Consider the following 16,202-nt stretch of genomic DNA (forward strand, 5'->3'; position numbering starts at 1 on the left):
TAAAGAAATGAAGGGAGGCTAACTAGTGGCGCGTAAAAGACCTTTTATAAAAAAGAAATTATTGAAGAAAATTAAAGAGATGAATGAGAAAGGCGAAAAGGAAGTTATTAAAACATGGTCTAGAAGTTCTACTATTTATCCACAAATGGTAGGTCACACTATTGCTGTGCATGATGGACGCAAACATGTTCCAATTTTCATTACTGAAGAAATGGTTGGACATAAGTTAGGTGAGTTTGCACCAACTAGAATCTTTAGAGGGCACGGGGAACATACTGAAAGATCTACAACATTAAAGTAGAAACTAGATTTAATAGTAAAGGGGGGTTAAGTTGTGGAAGCTAAAGCTATTGCAAAAGAAGTACGGATTTCCCCACGTAAAGCAAGATTAGTGATTGATTTAGTGCGGGATAAAGAGATTGGTGAAGCTATTGGAATTCTAAAGAATACGCCTAAAAAAGCAGCAGGAATAATAGAAAAAGTTCTTAATTCTGCTGTTGCAAATGCTGAGCATAATCATGGGATGATTGCTGATGAGCTTCGTGTTTCTGAGGCTTATGTAGATGAAGGGCCAACAATGAAGCGGTATAAGCCAAGAGCTATGGGACAGGCAAGTCCTATTAATAAAAGAACAAGTCATATTACTATTAAAGTAGTAGAAAAGGAGGGATAATGAGATGGGACAAAAAATTAATCCACATGGACTAAGAGTTGGAGTTATAAAAGATTGGGATGCTAAATGGTACGCTGAAAAGGATGAGTATGCTGATTTATTACATGAAGATTTAGAAGTTAGAGAGCATATTAAAGAAAAAATGTATGAAGCAGGAATTTCTCGAATTGTAATTGAAAGAGCAGCAGATAGAATTAAAATTGATGTTCATGCTGCTAGACCAGGAATGGTAATTGGTAAGGGTGGATCTGAAGTAACAACTTTAAGAAGTGAGTTAGAAGCTATTACGGATAAAAAAGTTCAAGTAAATGTAGTAGAAGTTAAGCGTCCAGATCAAGATGCTCAATTAGTAGCAGAAAATATTGCTCGTCAATTAGTAAACAGAGTATCTTTCAGACGAGCTATGAAGCAAGCACTTAATCGGGCAATGCGCCAAAGAGATGTAGAAGGATTTAAGATAGAGTGTGCTGGACGTTTAGGTGGTGCTGATATGGCACGAACTGAAGGATATAGTGAAGGTAGCGTACCATTACACACTTTACGTGCTGATATTGATTATGGATTTACAGAAGCATATACAACTTATGGTAAAATCGGAGTTAAGGTTTGGATTAATAAAGGTGAAATACTACCTGATGTTAATAATGATGAAGATTAATTAGAAGGGAGGCACTAAGGTAATGTTAATACCAAAGCGTATCAAGCATAGAAAACAACATCGTGGACGAATGAAAGGTAAAGCAACTCGTGGGACTAAAGTTAACTTTGGTGATTATGGATTACAAGCTTTAGAGCCAGCTTGGATTACAAATCGTCAAATTGAAGCTGCCAGGATAGCCATTACGCGTCACGTTAAGCGTGATGGTAAGATCTGGGTTAACATCTTCCCTGATAAGCCAGTTACTGCTAAACCTGCTGAAACTCGAATGGGTAGTGGTAAGGGAGCTACAGAAGAATGGGTTGCTGTTGTAAAGCCAGGTCGTGTAATGTTTGAAATTGGTGGTGTGAAAGAGGAATTTGCACGTGAGGCTATGCGATTAGCAGCACATAAGTTGCCTATTAAGACTAAATTTGTAAAACGGGAAGAAATGGACGGTGAGCAAGATGAAAGCTAAAGAATTACGCAATTTAACTGATGCTGAATTAGACCAGAAGCTAGATGAACTAAAAGAAGAATTATTTAATTTGCGTTTTCAAAATGCTACAATGCAATTAGATAATCCAAGTCGAATTAAGGATGTTAAGAAGACAATTGCTCGAGTTAAGACAATTATGAATGAACGTCAATTAGGCATTAACCAAGGTTAATTATAAGGGGGGTGCAGCATGGCTGAAAAGCAAAAGAAAGAAGAAATTGGAATGGTAGTTAGTGATAAAATGGATAAAACAGTTGTAGTAGCTGTTGAGAGAAAGAAGCAACATCCATTATATAAACGTGTGATAAAGAGAACTTCTAAGTTTAAAGCACATGATGAAAACAATGAGTGTAACGAAGGGGATAAGGTAAGAATTACAGAGACTCGTCCAATTAGTAAGAATAAAAATTGGAAGGTAGCTGAAATAATTCGAAAAGCTAAATAATTTAAATTGTTTGATTGGAAGGAGGGATTCTACAATGATCCAAACGGAATCTAAATTAAAAGTAGCAGATAACTCAGGTGCTAGAGAGTTATTATGTGTTAAAGTGCTAGGTGGTTCTGGAAAGCGTTATGCTTCGCTAGGAGATGTGATTATTGCTACAGTAAAGGAAGCAATTCCTGATGGTATGGTTAGCAAAGGTGAAGTTGTAAAAGCTGTAATTGTAAGGACTAAACGTAAAGTAAAGAGAGATGATGGTTCTTATATTAGTTTTGATGAAAATGCTGCTGTGTTAGTTGATAATAATGATGCACCAGTTGGGACTCGTGTTTTTGGGCCAATTGCTCGTGAATTACGAGATAAGAGATATGGTCGGATCATTTCTTTAGCTCCTGAAGTTTTATAATTAAAGCTGTTTTAAGGAAGGAGGTTACAGTATGTCTAAGCCTAAGTTACATGTAAAGAAAGGTGATGAAGTAAGAGTTATTGCTGGGAAAGATAAGGGACGGCAAGGAGAAATCCTAAAGGTTATTCCTACAGAGAGTCGGGTAGTTGTTGAAGGAGTTAATATTATTAAAAAACATGCTCAGCCGACACAAGATAATCCACAAGGTGGGATTATAGAACGAGAAGCACCAATCCATAGTTCTAATGTAATGTTAGTCTGTCAAGACTGTAATGAAGCTACAAGAACTGGAAAGAAAGTTTTAGATAGTGGAGAAAAGGTGCGTTATTGTAAAAATTGCGATGAAATCGTAGATTAATTGTCGGAAAGGAGGTATTAATATGTCAGTACTAGAAGAAAGATATAATGAAGAGATAGTATCCTCATTGATGGAGAAGTTTGACTATGATAATGTGATGGAAGTTCCTAAATTGAAAAAGGTTGTTGTAAATATGGGACTTGGTGATGTATCTGAAAATGCTAACTTATTAGATGAAGCTGTTGAAAGTTTAGAGTCAGTTACTGGTCAAGAACCAGTAGTTACCAGAGCTCAAAAGTCTATAGCTAACTTTAAAATCAGAAAGGGAATGCCAGTAGGATGTAAAGTTACATTAAGAGGTAATAAAATGTATGAGTTCTTATACAAATTAGTTAATGTTGCCCTACCACGTGTACGTGATTTTAGAGGTATTTCTGCTAATTCCTTTGATGGGCGAGGTAATTATTCTTTAGGTTTAAATGATTACACTGTCTTTCCAGAACTAAAAGTTGATGAAGTAAGTACTATTTTAGGGATGGATATTGTTCTTGTAACTAGTGCAGAGAGTGATGAAGAAGCAAAAGAAATGTTAGCGTTAATGGGTATGCCTTTTAAAAAATAAGTAAGGAGGTAAAATAGTGGCTAAAAAGTCTAAGGTTGAAAAGGCCAAAAAGAAGTCTAAATATGAGACTCGTGAAGAAAGAAGATGCCGACGATGTGGACGCCCGCGTGGAGTAATTAGAAGATTTGAATTATGTAGAATTTGTTTTAGAGAGTTAGCTCATGAAGGTAAGTTACCAGGAGTTAAAAAATCTAGTTGGTAAAATAAATGTTTGATATTTGAAAGGGGGTAAGTATTTAAATGTCTGTAGTAAATGATCCTATTGCTGATATGTTAACAAGAATTAGAAATGCTAATCAAAACCATAGTAAGCAGGTCAGTATTCCAGCTTCTAATGTAAAAGAAGAGATTGCTCAGGTATTAACTGAGGAAGGTTTTACAGTAGATTATAAAAGAAAGAATGATACTGCTCAAGGGACTATAGATCTTAAATTAAAGTATGGTCCTAATGGTGAAAAAGTAATCACTGGTTTAAAAAGAATTAGTAAACCAGGATTAAGAGTCTATGCTGATAAAGAGGAGTTACCTAAAGTATTAGGTGGATTAGGTATTGCAATTATTTCTACTTCTCAAGGTGTAATGACTGATAAACAAGCACGAAAAAATGGAATCGGTGGAGAAGTGCTTTGTTATATTTGGTAATTAATAAACTCTAAAAACTAAGGAGGTGTCGTATATGTCTCGGGTTGGACATTTACCTGTTGAAATCCCAGAAAAAGTAGAAGTATCTTTGGATGGTAGTATTATTACTGTAAAAGGACCTAAGGGTGAACTAACAGAAGAATTTAGTCCTAGATTAAATATTGAAATTGATGATGAATTAGTTATTTCTAGGATTAGTGACTCTAACCAAGATAAAGCTTTACATGGTCTAACACGTAGTTCCATTATTAATATGATTGAAGGTGTAACTGAAGGTTATCAAAAGAAGTTAGAGCTTAATGGTGTAGGTTATAGAGCGCTAAAAAAAGGTAGTAAGTTAGAATTGCAAGTTGGTTACTCGCATCCTGTAGTTATCGAACCTGAAGAGGGGATTAGTTTTGAAGTGGATGGAAGTGAGATTACTGTAAAGGGTATTGACAAACAATTAGTAGGACAGGTAGCTGCTAATATTCGTGCCGTTAGAAAGCCAGAACCTTATAACGGTAAAGGTATTAAATATGCTGATGAAAGAATTAGACGAAAAGAAGGTAAGACTGCTTAATAAATAATTGTTTATTATGTTGGAAAAGGAGGGATAGTTATGAGTAAGTTAAGTAAAGAGGAAGCTAGGAAGAGAAGACATAAAAGAGTTCGTAAGACTGTGAAAGGAACTCCAACGCAACCTCGAATAAGTGTACACAAGAGTTTAAACCATATATATGCACAAGTGATCGATGACTTTAGAGAGAAAACATTAGTATCAGCTTCTACAGTCGATACCGAGATTAGAGAGAAGATTGAAAATGGAGGAAATGTTGAAGCTGCTAAAGTTGTAGGGGAAAACCTTGCTAAACGTGCTCTAGATGCAGGAATCAAAAAGGTTGTTTTTGATCGTAGTGGTTATAAGTATCATGGACGAATTAAAGCATTAGCAGATGCAGCTCGTGAAGGTGGACTAGAATTTTAGAGAGAAGGAGGGATGAAGATGAACAAGAAAGCAAATATGATTGATCCAAGTAATTTAGACTTAGATGAACGTGTTGTAGACATTAGTCGTGTATCTAAAGTAGTTAAAGGTGGTCGTCGCTTTAGTTTTAGTGCTTTAGTAGTTGTAGGAGACGGTAATGGTCATGTTGGTGCTGCAATTGGAAAAGCTAATGAAGTACCAGCTGCTATTAGAAAAGGTATTGAAGCAGCTAAGGATGAATTAATTGAAGTGCCTCTAAAAGAGACAACTATTCCACATGAAATTACTGGTGTTTTTGGTGCAGGACGTGTTCTTTTAAAGCCTGCTGCTGAAGGTACTGGAGTAATTGCTGGAGGTCCTGTTCGTGCTGTTATTGAGTTAGCAGGGATTAAGGATATCTTAACAAAGTCTTTAGGTACTGATAATCCAATTAATATGATTCGAGCTGCAATTCAAGGTTTAGATGAATTAAAAGATATTAAAGAAGTTGCTAAATTAAGAGGTAAATCAGTAGAAGAATTATTAGGTTAGTAGCTTACTAATTTCTCAAGGAGGTGACAAAAATGGGATTAGACTTACATGATTTACAACCAGCTGAAGGTTCTAAAAAGAAAAAGAAGCGTGTAGGAAGAGGAACTGGTTCTGGAAAAGGTAAGACTAGTGGTCGAGGTCACAACGGACAGAACTCTCGTTCTGGAGGAGGAGTAAGAGTTACTTTTGAAGGTGGACAGACTCCTTATTTTAAACGTTTTCCTAAGCGTGGTTTCTCTAATGATAGATTTAAGAAAGAACACGCTGTAGTTAATGTTGAGGATTTGAATCGTTTTGAAGAAGACTCTAATGTTACTGTAGAGGATTTAAAAGATACTGGATTAATTAGTAAAGAAAAAGATGGTGTTAAGATCTTAGGTGATGGAGAGTTAGAGAAGTCTTTAACTGTAAAAGCTCATAAATACAGTAAATCTGCAGTTAAGAAAATTGAAGCTGCTGGGGGAAAGGCTGAGGTGATCTAATAAAATGTTATCAGCGTTGGGGAATGCTTTAAAAATTGAAGAATTGCGAAATAAACTATTCTTTGTTCTAGCTATGATAGTGGTTTATAGGATTGGAGCTCATATTCCAGTACCTGGAATAGATGCAGAAGTTTTAGGTAAACTTTTTGAAGGTTCAGGTGTTCTAGGATTTTTAAATATGTTTGCTGGTGGAGCACTAAAAAGATTTACTATTTTTGCAATGAGTATCAGTCCTTATATTACATCTTCAATCATATTACAATTATTAACAATTGTAATTCCTAAATTAGAAGAACTCTCTAAACAGGGACAAGAAGGTAAAAAGATAATTAATCGTTATACACGGTATGCTACAGTTGTTTTAGGATTAATCCAGGGAACTGGTATTACAATAATGATTAAGAATTATGGTGCAATAGCCAATCCTTCATTCTTTAATTTAGCCACTATTGTTATTACTTTGACAGCTGGAACAATCTTTTTGATGTGGTTAGGTGAACAAATTACAGATAAAGGTATTGGAAATGGAATTTCAATAATTATTTTCGCATCAATTATTTCCCGATTTCCAACAGCAGTTATTACAACTATTAAAGGATTACAAGCAGGAACCATTAGCATCTTTAATGTGTTAATCTTCCTAGCAATTGCCGTCTTAGTAATCGCAGCAGTAATTTATATTCAGGAAGGGCAAAGAAAGATACCGGTTCGGTATTCTAAGCGAGTAGTAGGAAACAAAGTTTATGGAGGTCAATCTACCCATATACCTATGAAAGTAAATCAGGCTGGAGTAATTCCAGTAATTTTTGCCTCATCTGTGTTATTATTCCCAGCTACTATTGCAAGATTTATTCAACAAGATTGGGCTCAAGCTATAGCTCAGGCTTTAAGTCCAGGTTCTGCATTATATATAATCTTATATGCGGTCTTAATTATGTTCTTTACTTATTTTTATACGGCTATCCAATTTAATCCAATTGAAATTGCGGATAATATGAAGCAAAGAGGTGGTTTTATCCCTGGTCGTCGTCCTGGAAGACCTACTGCTGAATATTTAGATAAAGTTTTAACTAGAATTACATTGGCTGGAGCTATCTTTTTAGCTATAGTTGCTGTATTACCAAACTTTATTATGGGATTAACAGGTATTCAAGCACGATTTGGAGGAACTGCCTTATTAATTGTGATCGGTGTTGCTTTAAGAACCATGAAACAGATCGAGACTTACTTATTATCTCGACATTATGAAAGCTTCATGGAGTAATTTATAAGGAGTGATAGCAATGCGTTTAGTATTACTTGGTCCTCCAGGGGCAGGGAAAGGAACTCAAGCTGCTCGTATAGAAGCAGCTTATAACCTTCCTCATATTGCTACAGGCGATATATTTCGTCGAGCAATCAATAATAAGACTGCTTTAGGAGTAAAAGCTAAAGAATATATTGACCAGGGTAAATTAGTACCTGATGAAATTGTAGTCGGAATTGTAGAAGAAAGATTGAATAATGGTGATTGTCAGGATGGATTTATCTTGGACGGTTTTCCTAGAACAATAGAGCAAGCAGAAGCTTTATCTGCTTTAGATTTTGATTTAGATGTAGTCTTAAATATTCAAGTTAGTGAAGAGGAAGTCATTAATCGTCTGTCTGGACGAAGAGTTTGCCAAGAGTGTGGAGCAACTTTTCATCTAGAATACAATCCACCTTCTGAAGCAAGGATTTGTGATGAATGTGGTGGTGATTTGTATCAGCGAGATGATGATACTCCAGCAACTATCAAAGAAAGGCTTGATGTTTATAATAATCAGACTGCTCCTTTAATTAAGTATTATCAAGAACGAGATTTGTTGACTTCTATTAATGGAGAACAGTCACTTGATAATGTTTTTGCTGATATTTCTGAAGTTTTAGAGGAGTTAAGTTAAATGATTATTAGAAAATCAAAGCGAGAACTTGAAATTATGCAAAGAGCTGGTCAATTGGTAGCTAAAACTCATAATATGCTAGCTGAAAAAATTAAACCTGGAATTACAACGCAGGAGATTGATCAGTTAGCTGAAGAGTTTATTTTGGATCACGGAGCTAAACCTGCTTTTAAAGGATATAGGGGATTTCCTGGCACTGTTTGTGTAGCAATTAATGAACAAGTTGTGCATGGCATTCCTAATTCACGCACTTTAGAGTCAGGAGATATTATTGGATTAGATATAGGAACTATTGTTGATGGTTATTATGGGGATGCTGCTAGAACATTGCCCGTTGGTGATATATCTACTACTGCTCAAAATTTATTAGAAGTTACCGAAAAATCATTATTTAAAGGAATTGAGCAGGTTAAGGTAGGAAATAGAATTTCAGATATCTCACATGCTGTTCAGCAATGTGTAGAGCAAAATGGTTATTCGGTAGTGCGAAGGTTTGTAGGGCATGGTGTAGGTAGGAAAATGCATGAAGACCCACAGATACCTAATTTTGGTTCTCCAGGTAGAGGGCCAAGGTTAAAAGAAGGCATGGTTTTAGCCATTGAACCTATGGTAAATGTTGGTACCCACAAGGTTAAAACTTTAGATGATGATTGGACTGTGGTAACTAGAGATAGTAAGCTATCAGCTCATTTTGAGCATACTGTTGCTGTTACAGAGTCAGGTCCTCAAATTTTAACTCAAATTTAATTTTACATTGCATAATTAGTTAAAATTGCATAAAATGTTTGTTGTGTGATATAATTTTATATTGAGGTAGTATAAATTATGATAAAATTAATTCAAGCTTCATAGAGGAGGTTTAAAAGAGTTAATGTCTAAAAAAGAGGAGCCTATTGAGGTTGAAGGAACTGTAACTGAAACTTTACCTAATGCTAAGTTTAAAGTGGAATTAGATAAAAATGGGCATGAAGTATTAGCTCATGTTTCAGGTAAAATGAGAATGAACTTTATTAAGATTTTGCCTGGTGATAAAGTGACTGTTGAATTATCTCCTTATGATTTAGAACGTGGTCGAATCACTTATCGTCATGAGTCCTAAAATTTTTAAAGGGGGAGGGGTAGTATGAAAGTTCGCCCATCAGTAAAACCTATTTGTGATAAGTGTAAAGTAGTTAGACGAAAAGGAAGAGTTTATGTAATTTGTGAGAATCCTAAGCATAAGCAACGACAAGGTTAGAGATGAATTAACAATTAAATGTTTTAATTATAAATTATTATAGGAGGTGTAAAGATATGGCACGGATTGAAGGTGTAGATTTACCAAAAGATAAGCAAATAAAAATTGGATTGACTTATATTTATGGAATTGGACGTTCTTCTGCTCAGGATATTTTAGAGCAGACAAAAATTGATCCAAATACTAGAGTGCATGAGTTAACTGAGGATCAAGTTGCTAAATTACGTAATGTAATTGACGAAGAATATGTAGTCGAAGGTGAGTTGCGTCGTCAAAAGAGAAGTGATATTAAGCGACTAAAAGATATTGGTTCTTACCGAGGGGTTAGACATAGAAAAGGGTTACCAGTTCGTGGACAAAGAACTCGAACTAATGCTCGAACTAGAAAAGGCCCTAAAAAGAGTGTTCAATAAATAAACTAGCAAAGGAGGGATACTAATGGCTCGGAAAAAGAGAAAAAAGCGAGTAGAAAAAGGTCAAGCACATATTCGGTCTACTTTTAATAATACAATTGTTACTTTAACTGATAAAAATGGAAATACAATTGCTTGGTCAAGTGCAGGTAATCTAGGTTTTGAAGGATCTAGAAAAGGAACTCCTTATGCTGCACAGCAAGCAGCTGATGAGGCAGCTAAAGATGCATCAGAATATGGTCTAAAAGAAGTAGAAGTATTTGTTAAAGGGCCTGGTTCTGGTAGAGAATCTGCTATTAGAGCTTTACAAGCTGCAGGAATTGAAGTTACTGCTATTCAAGACGTAACTCCTATTCCACATAATGGTTGTCGGCCACCAAAACGTCGAAGAGTATAATAATCTAAAGAGATATTACATTTTGGAGGTGTAAGAAATATGGCAAGATATACAGGACCGGTTTGTAAACTTTGTCGACGTGAAGGCGAGAAATTATTCTTAAAAGGTGAGAGATGTCATTCTGATAAGTGTGCTATTGAACGTCGACCTTACGCACCGGGTGAACATGGTCAGGGACGTAGAGGAAAATTATCTGAGTATGGTGTACAGTTAAGAGAGAAACAAAAGGTTAGAAGAGCATATGGGGTATTAGAAAATCAATTCAGACGTTATTTTGAAGAGGCGGAACATGAGCCAGGAATTACTGGTGAGAATTTCTTACAATTGTTAGAAAGAAGATTAGATAATGTTGTTTATAGATTAGGGTTTGCTACATCTAGAAATGAAGCTCGACAATTTGTAAGACATGGCCATATCTTAGTAAATGGTAGCAGATTAGATATTCCATCTTATCGAGTTAAGACAGATGATAAGATTGAGGTTGCAGAAGATAGTAAAAGTATGAAGCGGATGAAAGAAATTGCAGAGTATAACGAAGAGAAAGAGTTACCTTCATGGTTACAGGTTGATTTTAATAAGTTAGAAGGAACAGTGTTAACTGAGCCTGTAAGAGATGAAATTGATTTACCAATTCAAGAACAGTTAATTGTAGAGTTTTACTCTAGATAAAATTAATTATTGGTTTGGTAAGACTATCTTATTACCCTCAGCAGTCTGATTAATAGAAAAGGGGGAGAAATGTTAATGATTGAGATTGAGAAGCCAAATATAGAACGTGTTGAAGCAGATGAGACTTATGGAAAATTTGTTATTACTCCCTTAGAGAGAGGTTATGGAGTCACTCTTGGTAATTCATTACGTAGAATTATGTTATCTTCTATTCCTGGTGCAGCTATAACTTCAATTAAGATTGATGGTGTACATCATGAGTTTTCTACTGTACCTGGAGTAGTAGAAGATGTAGCTGATATTATTTTGAACTTAAAAGAATTGGTTATTAAAATGGATGATGAGGAACCTCAAACAATTCGAGTTACAAAAGATAAAGCAGGAAAAGTTACCGGGGGCGACTTTCAAGTTAGTGGTAATGTTGAGATTCTTAATCCAGAGTTAGAGATTGCTACATTATCTGATGAAGCTGAGTTTAATTTAGAAGCAACAGTTGAACAAGTTCGAGGTTATGTTGTAGCTGAAGAAAACAAGTCAGAAGAAAATGTAATAGGAGAAATTGCTGTTGATTCTTCTTTTTCTCCAATTAATAGAGTTAATTTTGATGTAAGTGATACACGGGTAGGAGATAGAAGTAATTTAGATGAACTAACTTTGGAGTTATATACTGATGGTAGTATTAATCCAGAAGACGCTATTAGTCTAGCAGCTAAAGTATTGGATGAACACTTAGACCTATTAATTAATCTTAATGAAGAGATTAATGAAGTTGATATTATGGTCGAAAAAGAAGAAGAAGAAAAGAATGAAATTTTAGAAACTACTATTGAAGAGTTAGATTTATCTGTTAGATCTTCTAATTGCTTGAAGCGAGCTGGAGTAGATACTGTTGAGGAATTAACAACTACTACTGAAAATGAATTAATGCAGATTAGAAATTTAGGTAAGAAATCATTACAGGAAATTAAAGCTAAATTAGCTGAACTTGATTTAACTTTAAAGCAACCTGAACTATAATAGAATATTGTAGGATATAGGAGGTGGGATATATGGCACAACGTAAGCTAGGACGTGAGGGTGCGACACGAAAAGCACTATTTGTAAACTTAGCTAATTCTTTATTTAAGAATGGGCGTGTTGAAACAACTGAGCCTAAAGCTAAGGAAGTAGCTAGAATTGCTGAAAAGTTAATCACTAAAGCAAAAAAGGGTACTCAACATGCTAGAAGGCAAGTTATGAGTAAGTTGCAAGATCAAGAAAGTGTAGAAATTTTATTTGATGATCTTGCTTCCCAATTTGATACTAGAACTGGTGGATATACACGAGTTATTAAGTTAGGGCCAAGGAGAGGAGACGGATCTCCAATGGCTATTTTAGAATTAGTAGAGTAAGACTAGGTTAATCTTTATCTTGTAAAATATAGAACTTAATAATTTCTAAACAGCCATGACCAGTTATTTGGTACTGGACAATAATTAGTCCGGTATAAATGGCTGTTTTTTTATATCAGGATGGTGAGATGATGCCATTAATTGAAGTTGATGATTTGTATTATAAATATGGACAAGAAGATGATTGGGTTTTAGCAGGAGTTGATTTAGAGGTCGAAACGGGTGAATTTGTAGCTATTGTTGGACATAATGGGTCAGGAAAATCAACTTTTGCAAAGATGTTAAATGGGTTATTAGTTCCTAAACAAGGAGTAGTAAAAGTAGCTGGTCTGGAAACTAAAGATAAAGAAGAAATCTGGGGTATTAGACAACGGGTAGGGATGGTATTTCAAAATCCTGATAATCAATTAGTTGCTAATATTGTAGAAGAAGATGTAGCATTTGGACCTGAGAATTTAGGTTTAGAGTCTCAGGTAATTAAGACAAGGGTTAAAGAAGCCTTAACAGCAGTAGGAATGGAAGAGTTTAGACGTCATGCTCCTCATAATTTATCAGGGGGTCAAAAACAAAGAGTAGCTATTGCTGGCATTTTAGCAATGCAACCTCAGTGCTTAGTATTAGATGAGCCTACAGCAATGTTAGATCCAGTTGGGCGCAAGAATGTAATGTCTACTTTACATGATTTAAACCAGAATTTAGATATGACATTGATTCATATTACTCATTTTATGAGTGAGGCAATTCAAGCAGATCGGATTATTGTAATGGATCAGGGGAAAGTAGCTTTACAAGGAAGGCCTGCTGAAATTTTTGGTCAATTAGATAAAATTAAAGAGTATAATTTAGATCTGCCCCAAGTAACAGAATTAGCTGTAAGGTTAAAACAAGCTGGGGTAGATATTTCATCTGATATTTATGAGGTTGATAGGTTGGTGAATGAATTATGTTTATTGAAGTAGATGATTTAAGTCATAATTATAATCCAGATTCTAAGCCTAAAGAATATACTTTAAAGGATATAAATTTTACTGTAGCTAAAGGAGAATTTGTTGGTTTAGTGGGACATACTGGGTCTGGCAAGTCAACTTTAGTACAGACTTTAAATGGTTTAGTAGAACCTACCGAGGGCCAAATTATAATTGATGGTCAAGATATAGTTGCTAGTGATGACTTAAATGAAGTTAGAAGAAAGGTTGGGTTAGTATTTCAATATCCTGAACATCAGTTATTTGAGGAAACAGTTTTTTCTGATATAGCATTTGGCCCTAAAAACTTAGGAATAGAAGAAGAGGAAATAAAAAAGAGAGTTAAGAAAGCTTTAGAGTTAGTTAGTTTAGATTATGAGTCCTTTAAGGATAAATCTCCTTTTAGACTCTCAGGTGGACAACAAAGAAGAGTAGCTATTGCTGGTGTTTTAGCAATGGAGCCTGAGGTGTTAATTTTAGATGAGCCAACTGCTGGCTTAGACCCTAAAGCTAGAAGGGATTTATTAAAGGAGATTATGAAGTTACAACAAGAATTTTCTTTAACTATTATTTTGATTTCTCATCGAATGGAAGAGATAGCCCAGTTAGCAGATAAAGTTTTAGTTTTAAAAGATGGAGAGCTTGTGTTACAAGGAAAACCTGAGTATGTTTTTGAACAGGATCAATTTTTAAAGGATAGCAACTTAGGTGTTCCGCAAGTAACAGCTATTTTACAGCAACTTAAAGCTAAAGGGTTTACTATAAAGTCTGATATATTTACTGTTGAAGAGGCTAAGAGAGAAATATTAAAGGCATTGCGAGGGTAAACTATGCTAGATGATATTATGATTGGTCAGTATATAGAGAAAGACTCAATGGTTCACAGACTTGACCCCAGGACTAAGATATTAGTAATTCTTTTCTTTGTTATATCTATCTTTTTTTTGGATACCTTTAAAGGGTATTTAGTATTGTCAATTTTTGTATTAGTAACAATACTTCTATCTAAATTACAAATTAAATATCTATTAAGAAGTATAAGGCCTTTATTATTTATTATTTTATTTACTTTTGGGATTCATTTATTTATGACTAGAGGGGGCCAAGTGTTATGGCAATGGAGGTTTTTACGAATTGAAGAACATGGATTACGTTTAGGTTCTTTTATGGCTTTAAGATTAGTTTTTTTAGTGTTATATACTTCATTGTTAACTTTAACTACTTCTCCTTTAGAATTAACTGATGGATTAGAGGAATTATTAAATCCTTTTAAAAGGTTTGGATTACCTGCTCATGAATTAGCGATGATGATGACAATTGCTTTAAGATTTATTCCTACTTTATTAGAAGAAGCTAAAAAGATTATGAAAGCTCAAAAAGCTAGAGGAGCAGACTTTGAAGGAGGTAACTTAATTCAAAGGGCTAAAAATTTAATTCCTTTGTTAGTACCTTTATTTGTAAGTGCATTTCGGAGAGCTGATGATTTAGCGTTAGCTATGGAGGCTAGATGTTATCGAGGTGGAGAAAATCGCAGTCGGATGAAGATTTTACAGTTAGAAATAAAAGATTATTTGACTTTAGGGGTTGGTTTTATTTATCTAACTGCAGTGGGGGTCTTTCTATAACCATTTAATGGAGTGGATTAAATGAGAAATTTAAAATGTGTTATAGCATATGATGGAACTAATTATCATGGTTTTCAAAGACAACCTCATCAAACTCATGTAGCTACTGTACAAGGAAGATTAGAAAGTACTATAAAGCAAGTAATTAAACAAGAAGTAGATATTATAGGTGCTAGTAGAACTGATGCTGATGTTCATGCAGAAGGTCAGGTCTTTAATTGCTATTTAGATTGTTCTATTCCTACTGGAAAATTTTCTTTAGCATTAAATACTAGATTGCCCAATGATATTGTAATTTTAGATACGACTGAAGTTGATGCTAAATTTCATGCACGATATCATTCTCAGGGTAAGAAGTATTATTATCAAGTTTATTATGACCAATTTCCATCTCCTTTTTTGCGCAATTATGCTTATCATGTTTATCATCACCTTGATTTAGATGCTATTAAAGATGCTTTACCATACCTAGAAGGTAAACATGATTTTAGTTCTTTTAGAGCAGCTGGTTGTAATGCTAGTAGTCCTATTCGAACTATTCACAATTTAAGTATGGAACAAAAGGATAACTTAATTACATTTAGCATTTATGGGGATGGCTTTTTATATAAGATGGTAAGAACTATTGTAGGAACTTTAATTTATGTGGGGTATGGTAAGTTGGCCCCTGCTCAATTGAAGGAGATTTTAGCTGCTAAAGATAGAAAAGCCGCTGGACCAACTGCTCCTGGATATGGATTATTTTTAGAAGAAATATACTATTAAGATAAAACTTATTTTGAATATGACTTGACAGTAACCGTTTAGTATCATAAAATTAGTTTGTGAGTCTGTCAGCCACACCAGAGGATTTGTTGAATCTAGAATTTTCTGGTTTTAATTTAGCCCCGGATTATAGATTTAAAAATAGTTAAATAAATACTTAGGAGGGAAGAATGATGAGTACTTATATGCCTAGTCCTGAAGATATTGATAGGAAATGGTATGTAGTTGATCTTGCTGGTAAAACGTTAGGACGTGTTTCTACTGAGATTGCTACAATTTTAAGAGGAAAGCATAAGCCTATTTATACGCCTAATATGGATACTGGTGATTTTGTAGTAGTAATTAATGCTGATAAGGTACATTTGACTGGAAACAAATTGGAGCAGAAATTATACCGTAAGCACTCTGGTTACCCTGGTGGATTAAAGGAAACTGCTTATGATGAGTTATTAAATGATAAGCCAGAGGAAGCTATTAGAAAAGCTGTAAAAGGAATGTTACCTAGCAATAAGTTAGGACGTAAAATGCTTAAGAAATTAAAAGTTTATGCTGGAACTGAGCATCCACATCAAGCTCAACAACCTAAAGAACTAGAATTATAATCGAGAGGAGGAAATTA

30 protein-coding genes are annotated in these 16,202 nt (G+C 34.7%); all 30 read left to right on the plus strand.

Annotation, left to right across the window (positions count from 1 at the left end; genetic code table 11):
- Positions 1-25 precede the first annotated feature (25 nt).
- The 30 genes from rpsS to rplM all read left to right on the plus strand — a co-directional run bounded on the left by rpsS (position 26) and on the right by rplM (position 16,185).
- A complete protein-coding gene (gene rpsS / locus HALHA_RS00985; protein ID WP_015325932.1) occupies positions 26-301 on the plus strand; it encodes a 30S ribosomal protein S19 in 276 nt (91 codons plus the stop codon).
- Positions 302-334: 33 nt separating this feature from the next.
- Complete coding sequence (gene rplV, locus HALHA_RS00990) at positions 335-673, plus strand: 50S ribosomal protein L22 (protein ID WP_015325933.1); 339 nt, start codon at positions 335-337, stop codon at positions 671-673.
- 4 nt (positions 674-677) lie between these two features.
- The gene (gene rpsC / locus HALHA_RS00995) at positions 678-1,331 is read left to right on the plus strand and encodes a 30S ribosomal protein S3 (protein WP_015325934.1); all 654 of its coding nucleotides are present in this window, start codon (positions 678-680) and stop codon (positions 1,329-1,331) included.
- Between the two features lie 22 nt (positions 1,332-1,353).
- Positions 1,354-1,788: a 50S ribosomal protein L16 gene (rplP, locus tag HALHA_RS01000; RefSeq protein WP_015325935.1), complete on the plus strand. Its 435-nt coding sequence runs from the start codon at positions 1,354-1,356 to the stop codon at positions 1,786-1,788.
- Positions 1,778-1,981 (plus strand): 50S ribosomal protein L29, encoded by a 204-nt coding sequence (rpmC, locus tag HALHA_RS01005; protein ID WP_015325936.1) that lies wholly within the window; start codon positions 1,778-1,780, stop codon positions 1,979-1,981. The genes rplP and rpmC overlap by 11 nt, the downstream gene beginning before the upstream one ends.
- Positions 1,982-1,999: 18 nt before the next feature.
- Positions 2,000-2,254, plus strand: a complete 255-nt coding sequence (gene rpsQ, locus HALHA_RS01010; protein WP_015325937.1) for a 30S ribosomal protein S17 — start codon at positions 2,000-2,002, stop codon at positions 2,252-2,254.
- A 34-nt stretch (positions 2,255-2,288) separates the two neighbouring features.
- A complete protein-coding gene (gene rplN, locus HALHA_RS01015; RefSeq protein WP_015325938.1) occupies positions 2,289-2,657 on the plus strand; it encodes a 50S ribosomal protein L14 in 369 nt (122 codons plus the stop codon).
- Positions 2,658-2,688: 31 nt separating this feature from the next.
- Positions 2,689-3,015 carry a 50S ribosomal protein L24 gene (gene rplX, locus HALHA_RS01020; protein WP_015325939.1) on the plus strand — a complete coding sequence of 109 codons (327 nt, stop codon included), beginning with the start codon at positions 2,689-2,691 and terminating at the stop codon, positions 3,013-3,015.
- Positions 3,016-3,037: 22 nt separating this feature from the next.
- Complete coding sequence (gene rplE / locus HALHA_RS01025; protein WP_015325940.1) at positions 3,038-3,577, plus strand: 50S ribosomal protein L5; 540 nt, start codon at positions 3,038-3,040, stop codon at positions 3,575-3,577.
- Positions 3,578-3,593: 16 nt separating this feature from the next.
- Positions 3,594-3,779: a type Z 30S ribosomal protein S14 gene (locus HALHA_RS01030; protein WP_015325941.1), complete on the plus strand. Its 186-nt coding sequence runs from the start codon at positions 3,594-3,596 to the stop codon at positions 3,777-3,779.
- A 38-nt stretch (positions 3,780-3,817) separates the two neighbouring features.
- The gene (gene rpsH / locus HALHA_RS01035) at positions 3,818-4,219 is read left to right on the plus strand and encodes a 30S ribosomal protein S8 (protein ID WP_015325942.1); all 402 of its coding nucleotides are present in this window, start codon (positions 3,818-3,820) and stop codon (positions 4,217-4,219) included.
- Positions 4,220-4,253: 34 nt separating this feature from the next.
- Positions 4,254-4,781 (plus strand): 50S ribosomal protein L6, encoded by a 528-nt coding sequence (gene rplF / locus HALHA_RS01040; protein ID WP_015325943.1) that lies wholly within the window; start codon positions 4,254-4,256, stop codon positions 4,779-4,781.
- Positions 4,782-4,820: 39 nt separating this feature from the next.
- Positions 4,821-5,186: a 50S ribosomal protein L18 gene (gene rplR / locus HALHA_RS01045; RefSeq protein WP_015325944.1), complete on the plus strand. Its 366-nt coding sequence runs from the start codon at positions 4,821-4,823 to the stop codon at positions 5,184-5,186.
- Positions 5,187-5,204: 18 nt separating this feature from the next.
- Positions 5,205-5,717 (plus strand): 30S ribosomal protein S5, encoded by a 513-nt coding sequence (rpsE, locus tag HALHA_RS01050; protein ID WP_015325945.1) that lies wholly within the window; start codon positions 5,205-5,207, stop codon positions 5,715-5,717.
- A 32-nt stretch (positions 5,718-5,749) separates the two neighbouring features.
- Complete coding sequence (gene rplO, locus HALHA_RS01055; protein ID WP_015325946.1) at positions 5,750-6,199, plus strand: 50S ribosomal protein L15; 450 nt, start codon at positions 5,750-5,752, stop codon at positions 6,197-6,199.
- A 4-nt stretch (positions 6,200-6,203) separates the two neighbouring features.
- Positions 6,204-7,463 carry a preprotein translocase subunit SecY gene (gene secY / locus HALHA_RS01060; RefSeq protein ID WP_015325947.1) on the plus strand — a complete coding sequence of 420 codons (1,260 nt, stop codon included), beginning with the start codon at positions 6,204-6,206 and terminating at the stop codon, positions 7,461-7,463.
- 19 nt (positions 7,464-7,482) lie between these two features.
- Entirely contained in the window at positions 7,483-8,121 is a 639-nt protein-coding gene (locus HALHA_RS01065; protein ID WP_015325948.1) for an adenylate kinase, read from the plus strand.
- Positions 8,122-8,868: a type I methionyl aminopeptidase gene (gene map / locus HALHA_RS01070; protein ID WP_015325949.1), complete on the plus strand. Its 747-nt coding sequence runs from the start codon at positions 8,122-8,124 to the stop codon at positions 8,866-8,868.
- Between the two features lie 124 nt (positions 8,869-8,992).
- Positions 8,993-9,220 carry a translation initiation factor IF-1 gene (gene infA / locus HALHA_RS01075; protein WP_015325950.1) on the plus strand — a complete coding sequence of 76 codons (228 nt, stop codon included), beginning with the start codon at positions 8,993-8,995 and terminating at the stop codon, positions 9,218-9,220.
- 24 nt (positions 9,221-9,244) lie between these two features.
- Positions 9,245-9,358: a 50S ribosomal protein L36 gene (gene rpmJ, locus HALHA_RS01080; protein ID WP_013277182.1), complete on the plus strand. Its 114-nt coding sequence runs from the start codon at positions 9,245-9,247 to the stop codon at positions 9,356-9,358.
- A gap of 56 nt (positions 9,359-9,414) precedes the next feature.
- On the plus strand, positions 9,415-9,771 hold the full coding sequence (rpsM, locus tag HALHA_RS01085) for a 30S ribosomal protein S13 (protein ID WP_015325951.1): 357 nt from the start codon (positions 9,415-9,417) through the stop codon (positions 9,769-9,771).
- A 25-nt stretch (positions 9,772-9,796) separates the two neighbouring features.
- Positions 9,797-10,168 carry a 30S ribosomal protein S11 gene (rpsK, locus tag HALHA_RS01090; RefSeq protein WP_015325952.1) on the plus strand — a complete coding sequence of 124 codons (372 nt, stop codon included), beginning with the start codon at positions 9,797-9,799 and terminating at the stop codon, positions 10,166-10,168.
- 39 nt (positions 10,169-10,207) lie between these two features.
- Positions 10,208-10,837 (plus strand): 30S ribosomal protein S4, encoded by a 630-nt coding sequence (gene rpsD / locus HALHA_RS01095; protein ID WP_015325953.1) that lies wholly within the window; start codon positions 10,208-10,210, stop codon positions 10,835-10,837.
- A 75-nt stretch (positions 10,838-10,912) separates the two neighbouring features.
- Entirely contained in the window at positions 10,913-11,854 is a 942-nt protein-coding gene (locus HALHA_RS01100) for a DNA-directed RNA polymerase subunit alpha (RefSeq protein WP_015325954.1), read from the plus strand.
- A 32-nt stretch (positions 11,855-11,886) separates the two neighbouring features.
- Entirely contained in the window at positions 11,887-12,228 is a 342-nt protein-coding gene (gene rplQ, locus HALHA_RS01105) for a 50S ribosomal protein L17 (RefSeq protein WP_015325955.1), read from the plus strand.
- Between the two features lie 128 nt (positions 12,229-12,356).
- Positions 12,357-13,187, plus strand: coding sequence for an energy-coupling factor transporter ATPase (locus HALHA_RS01110; protein ID WP_342662830.1), 831 nt, complete (start codon positions 12,357-12,359; stop codon positions 13,185-13,187).
- Positions 13,172-14,020, plus strand: coding sequence for an energy-coupling factor transporter ATPase (locus HALHA_RS01115; RefSeq protein WP_015325957.1), 849 nt, complete (start codon positions 13,172-13,174; stop codon positions 14,018-14,020). Before HALHA_RS01110 ends, HALHA_RS01115 begins: the two co-directional genes overlap by 16 nt.
- A gap of 3 nt (positions 14,021-14,023) precedes the next feature.
- Positions 14,024-14,818, plus strand: coding sequence for an energy-coupling factor transporter transmembrane component T family protein (locus tag HALHA_RS01120; protein ID WP_015325958.1), 795 nt, complete (start codon positions 14,024-14,026; stop codon positions 14,816-14,818).
- A gap of 21 nt (positions 14,819-14,839) precedes the next feature.
- Entirely contained in the window at positions 14,840-15,583 is a 744-nt protein-coding gene (gene truA, locus HALHA_RS01125) for a tRNA pseudouridine(38-40) synthase TruA (RefSeq protein WP_015325959.1), read from the plus strand.
- A 173-nt stretch (positions 15,584-15,756) separates the two neighbouring features.
- Positions 15,757-16,185 carry a 50S ribosomal protein L13 gene (gene rplM, locus HALHA_RS01130; RefSeq protein ID WP_041607593.1) on the plus strand — a complete coding sequence of 143 codons (429 nt, stop codon included), beginning with the start codon at positions 15,757-15,759 and terminating at the stop codon, positions 16,183-16,185.
- Positions 16,186-16,202 lie beyond the last annotated feature (17 nt).

The organism is Halobacteroides halobius DSM 5150 (genome assembly GCF_000328625.1).
In the GTDB taxonomy this organism is placed as follows: Bacteria; Bacillota; Halanaerobiia; order Halobacteroidales; family Halobacteroidaceae; genus Halobacteroides; species Halobacteroides halobius.

What these genes read in the sequence shown, in the direction of transcription:
- rplX (WP_015325939.1), top strand. Translation starts at nt 2,689, where the DNA reads ATGTCTAAGCCTAAGTTACATGTAAAGAAAGGTGATGAAGTAAGAGTT.
- HALHA_RS01100 (WP_015325954.1), top strand. Translation starts at nt 10,913, where the DNA reads ATGATTGAGATTGAGAAGCCAAATATAGAACGTGTTGAAGCAGATGAG.
- rpsE (WP_015325945.1), top strand. Translation starts at nt 5,205, where the DNA reads ATGAACAAGAAAGCAAATATGATTGATCCAAGTAATTTAGACTTAGAT.
- rplN (WP_015325938.1), top strand. Translation starts at nt 2,289, where the DNA reads ATGATCCAAACGGAATCTAAATTAAAAGTAGCAGATAACTCAGGTGCT.
- rpsH (WP_015325942.1), top strand. Translation starts at nt 3,818, where the DNA reads ATGTCTGTAGTAAATGATCCTATTGCTGATATGTTAACAAGAATTAGA.
- rplR (WP_015325944.1), top strand. Translation starts at nt 4,821, where the DNA reads ATGAGTAAGTTAAGTAAAGAGGAAGCTAGGAAGAGAAGACATAAAAGA.
- truA (WP_015325959.1), top strand. Translation starts at nt 14,840, where the DNA reads ATGAGAAATTTAAAATGTGTTATAGCATATGATGGAACTAATTATCAT.
- HALHA_RS01115 (WP_015325957.1), top strand. Translation starts at nt 13,172, where the DNA reads ATGTTTATTGAAGTAGATGATTTAAGTCATAATTATAATCCAGATTCT.
- HALHA_RS01120 (WP_015325958.1), top strand. Translation starts at nt 14,024, where the DNA reads ATGCTAGATGATATTATGATTGGTCAGTATATAGAGAAAGACTCAATG.
- rplM (WP_041607593.1), top strand. Translation starts at nt 15,757, where the DNA reads ATGAGTACTTATATGCCTAGTCCTGAAGATATTGATAGGAAATGGTAT.
- rpsC (WP_015325934.1), top strand. Translation starts at nt 678, where the DNA reads ATGGGACAAAAAATTAATCCACATGGACTAAGAGTTGGAGTTATAAAA.
- infA (WP_015325950.1), top strand. Translation starts at nt 8,993, where the DNA reads ATGTCTAAAAAAGAGGAGCCTATTGAGGTTGAAGGAACTGTAACTGAA.
- rplQ (WP_015325955.1), top strand. Translation starts at nt 11,887, where the DNA reads ATGGCACAACGTAAGCTAGGACGTGAGGGTGCGACACGAAAAGCACTA.
- rpsQ (WP_015325937.1), top strand. Translation starts at nt 2,000, where the DNA reads ATGGCTGAAAAGCAAAAGAAAGAAGAAATTGGAATGGTAGTTAGTGAT.
- rpsK (WP_015325952.1), top strand. Translation starts at nt 9,797, where the DNA reads ATGGCTCGGAAAAAGAGAAAAAAGCGAGTAGAAAAAGGTCAAGCACAT.
- secY (WP_015325947.1), top strand. Translation starts at nt 6,204, where the DNA reads ATGTTATCAGCGTTGGGGAATGCTTTAAAAATTGAAGAATTGCGAAAT.
- rpsD (WP_015325953.1), top strand. Translation starts at nt 10,208, where the DNA reads ATGGCAAGATATACAGGACCGGTTTGTAAACTTTGTCGACGTGAAGGC.
- rplF (WP_015325943.1), top strand. Translation starts at nt 4,254, where the DNA reads ATGTCTCGGGTTGGACATTTACCTGTTGAAATCCCAGAAAAAGTAGAA.
- rpsM (WP_015325951.1), top strand. Translation starts at nt 9,415, where the DNA reads ATGGCACGGATTGAAGGTGTAGATTTACCAAAAGATAAGCAAATAAAA.
- rpmJ (WP_013277182.1), top strand. Translation starts at nt 9,245, where the DNA reads ATGAAAGTTCGCCCATCAGTAAAACCTATTTGTGATAAGTGTAAAGTA.
- rplE (WP_015325940.1), top strand. Translation starts at nt 3,038, where the DNA reads ATGTCAGTACTAGAAGAAAGATATAATGAAGAGATAGTATCCTCATTG.
- rpmC (WP_015325936.1), top strand. Translation starts at nt 1,778, where the DNA reads ATGAAAGCTAAAGAATTACGCAATTTAACTGATGCTGAATTAGACCAG.
- rplO (WP_015325946.1), top strand. Translation starts at nt 5,750, where the DNA reads ATGGGATTAGACTTACATGATTTACAACCAGCTGAAGGTTCTAAAAAG.
- map (WP_015325949.1), top strand. Translation starts at nt 8,122, where the DNA reads ATGATTATTAGAAAATCAAAGCGAGAACTTGAAATTATGCAAAGAGCT.
- HALHA_RS01065 (WP_015325948.1), top strand. Translation starts at nt 7,483, where the DNA reads ATGCGTTTAGTATTACTTGGTCCTCCAGGGGCAGGGAAAGGAACTCAA.
- rplP (WP_015325935.1), top strand. Translation starts at nt 1,354, where the DNA reads ATGTTAATACCAAAGCGTATCAAGCATAGAAAACAACATCGTGGACGA.
- HALHA_RS01110 (WP_342662830.1), top strand. Translation starts at nt 12,357, where the DNA reads ATGATGCCATTAATTGAAGTTGATGATTTGTATTATAAATATGGACAA.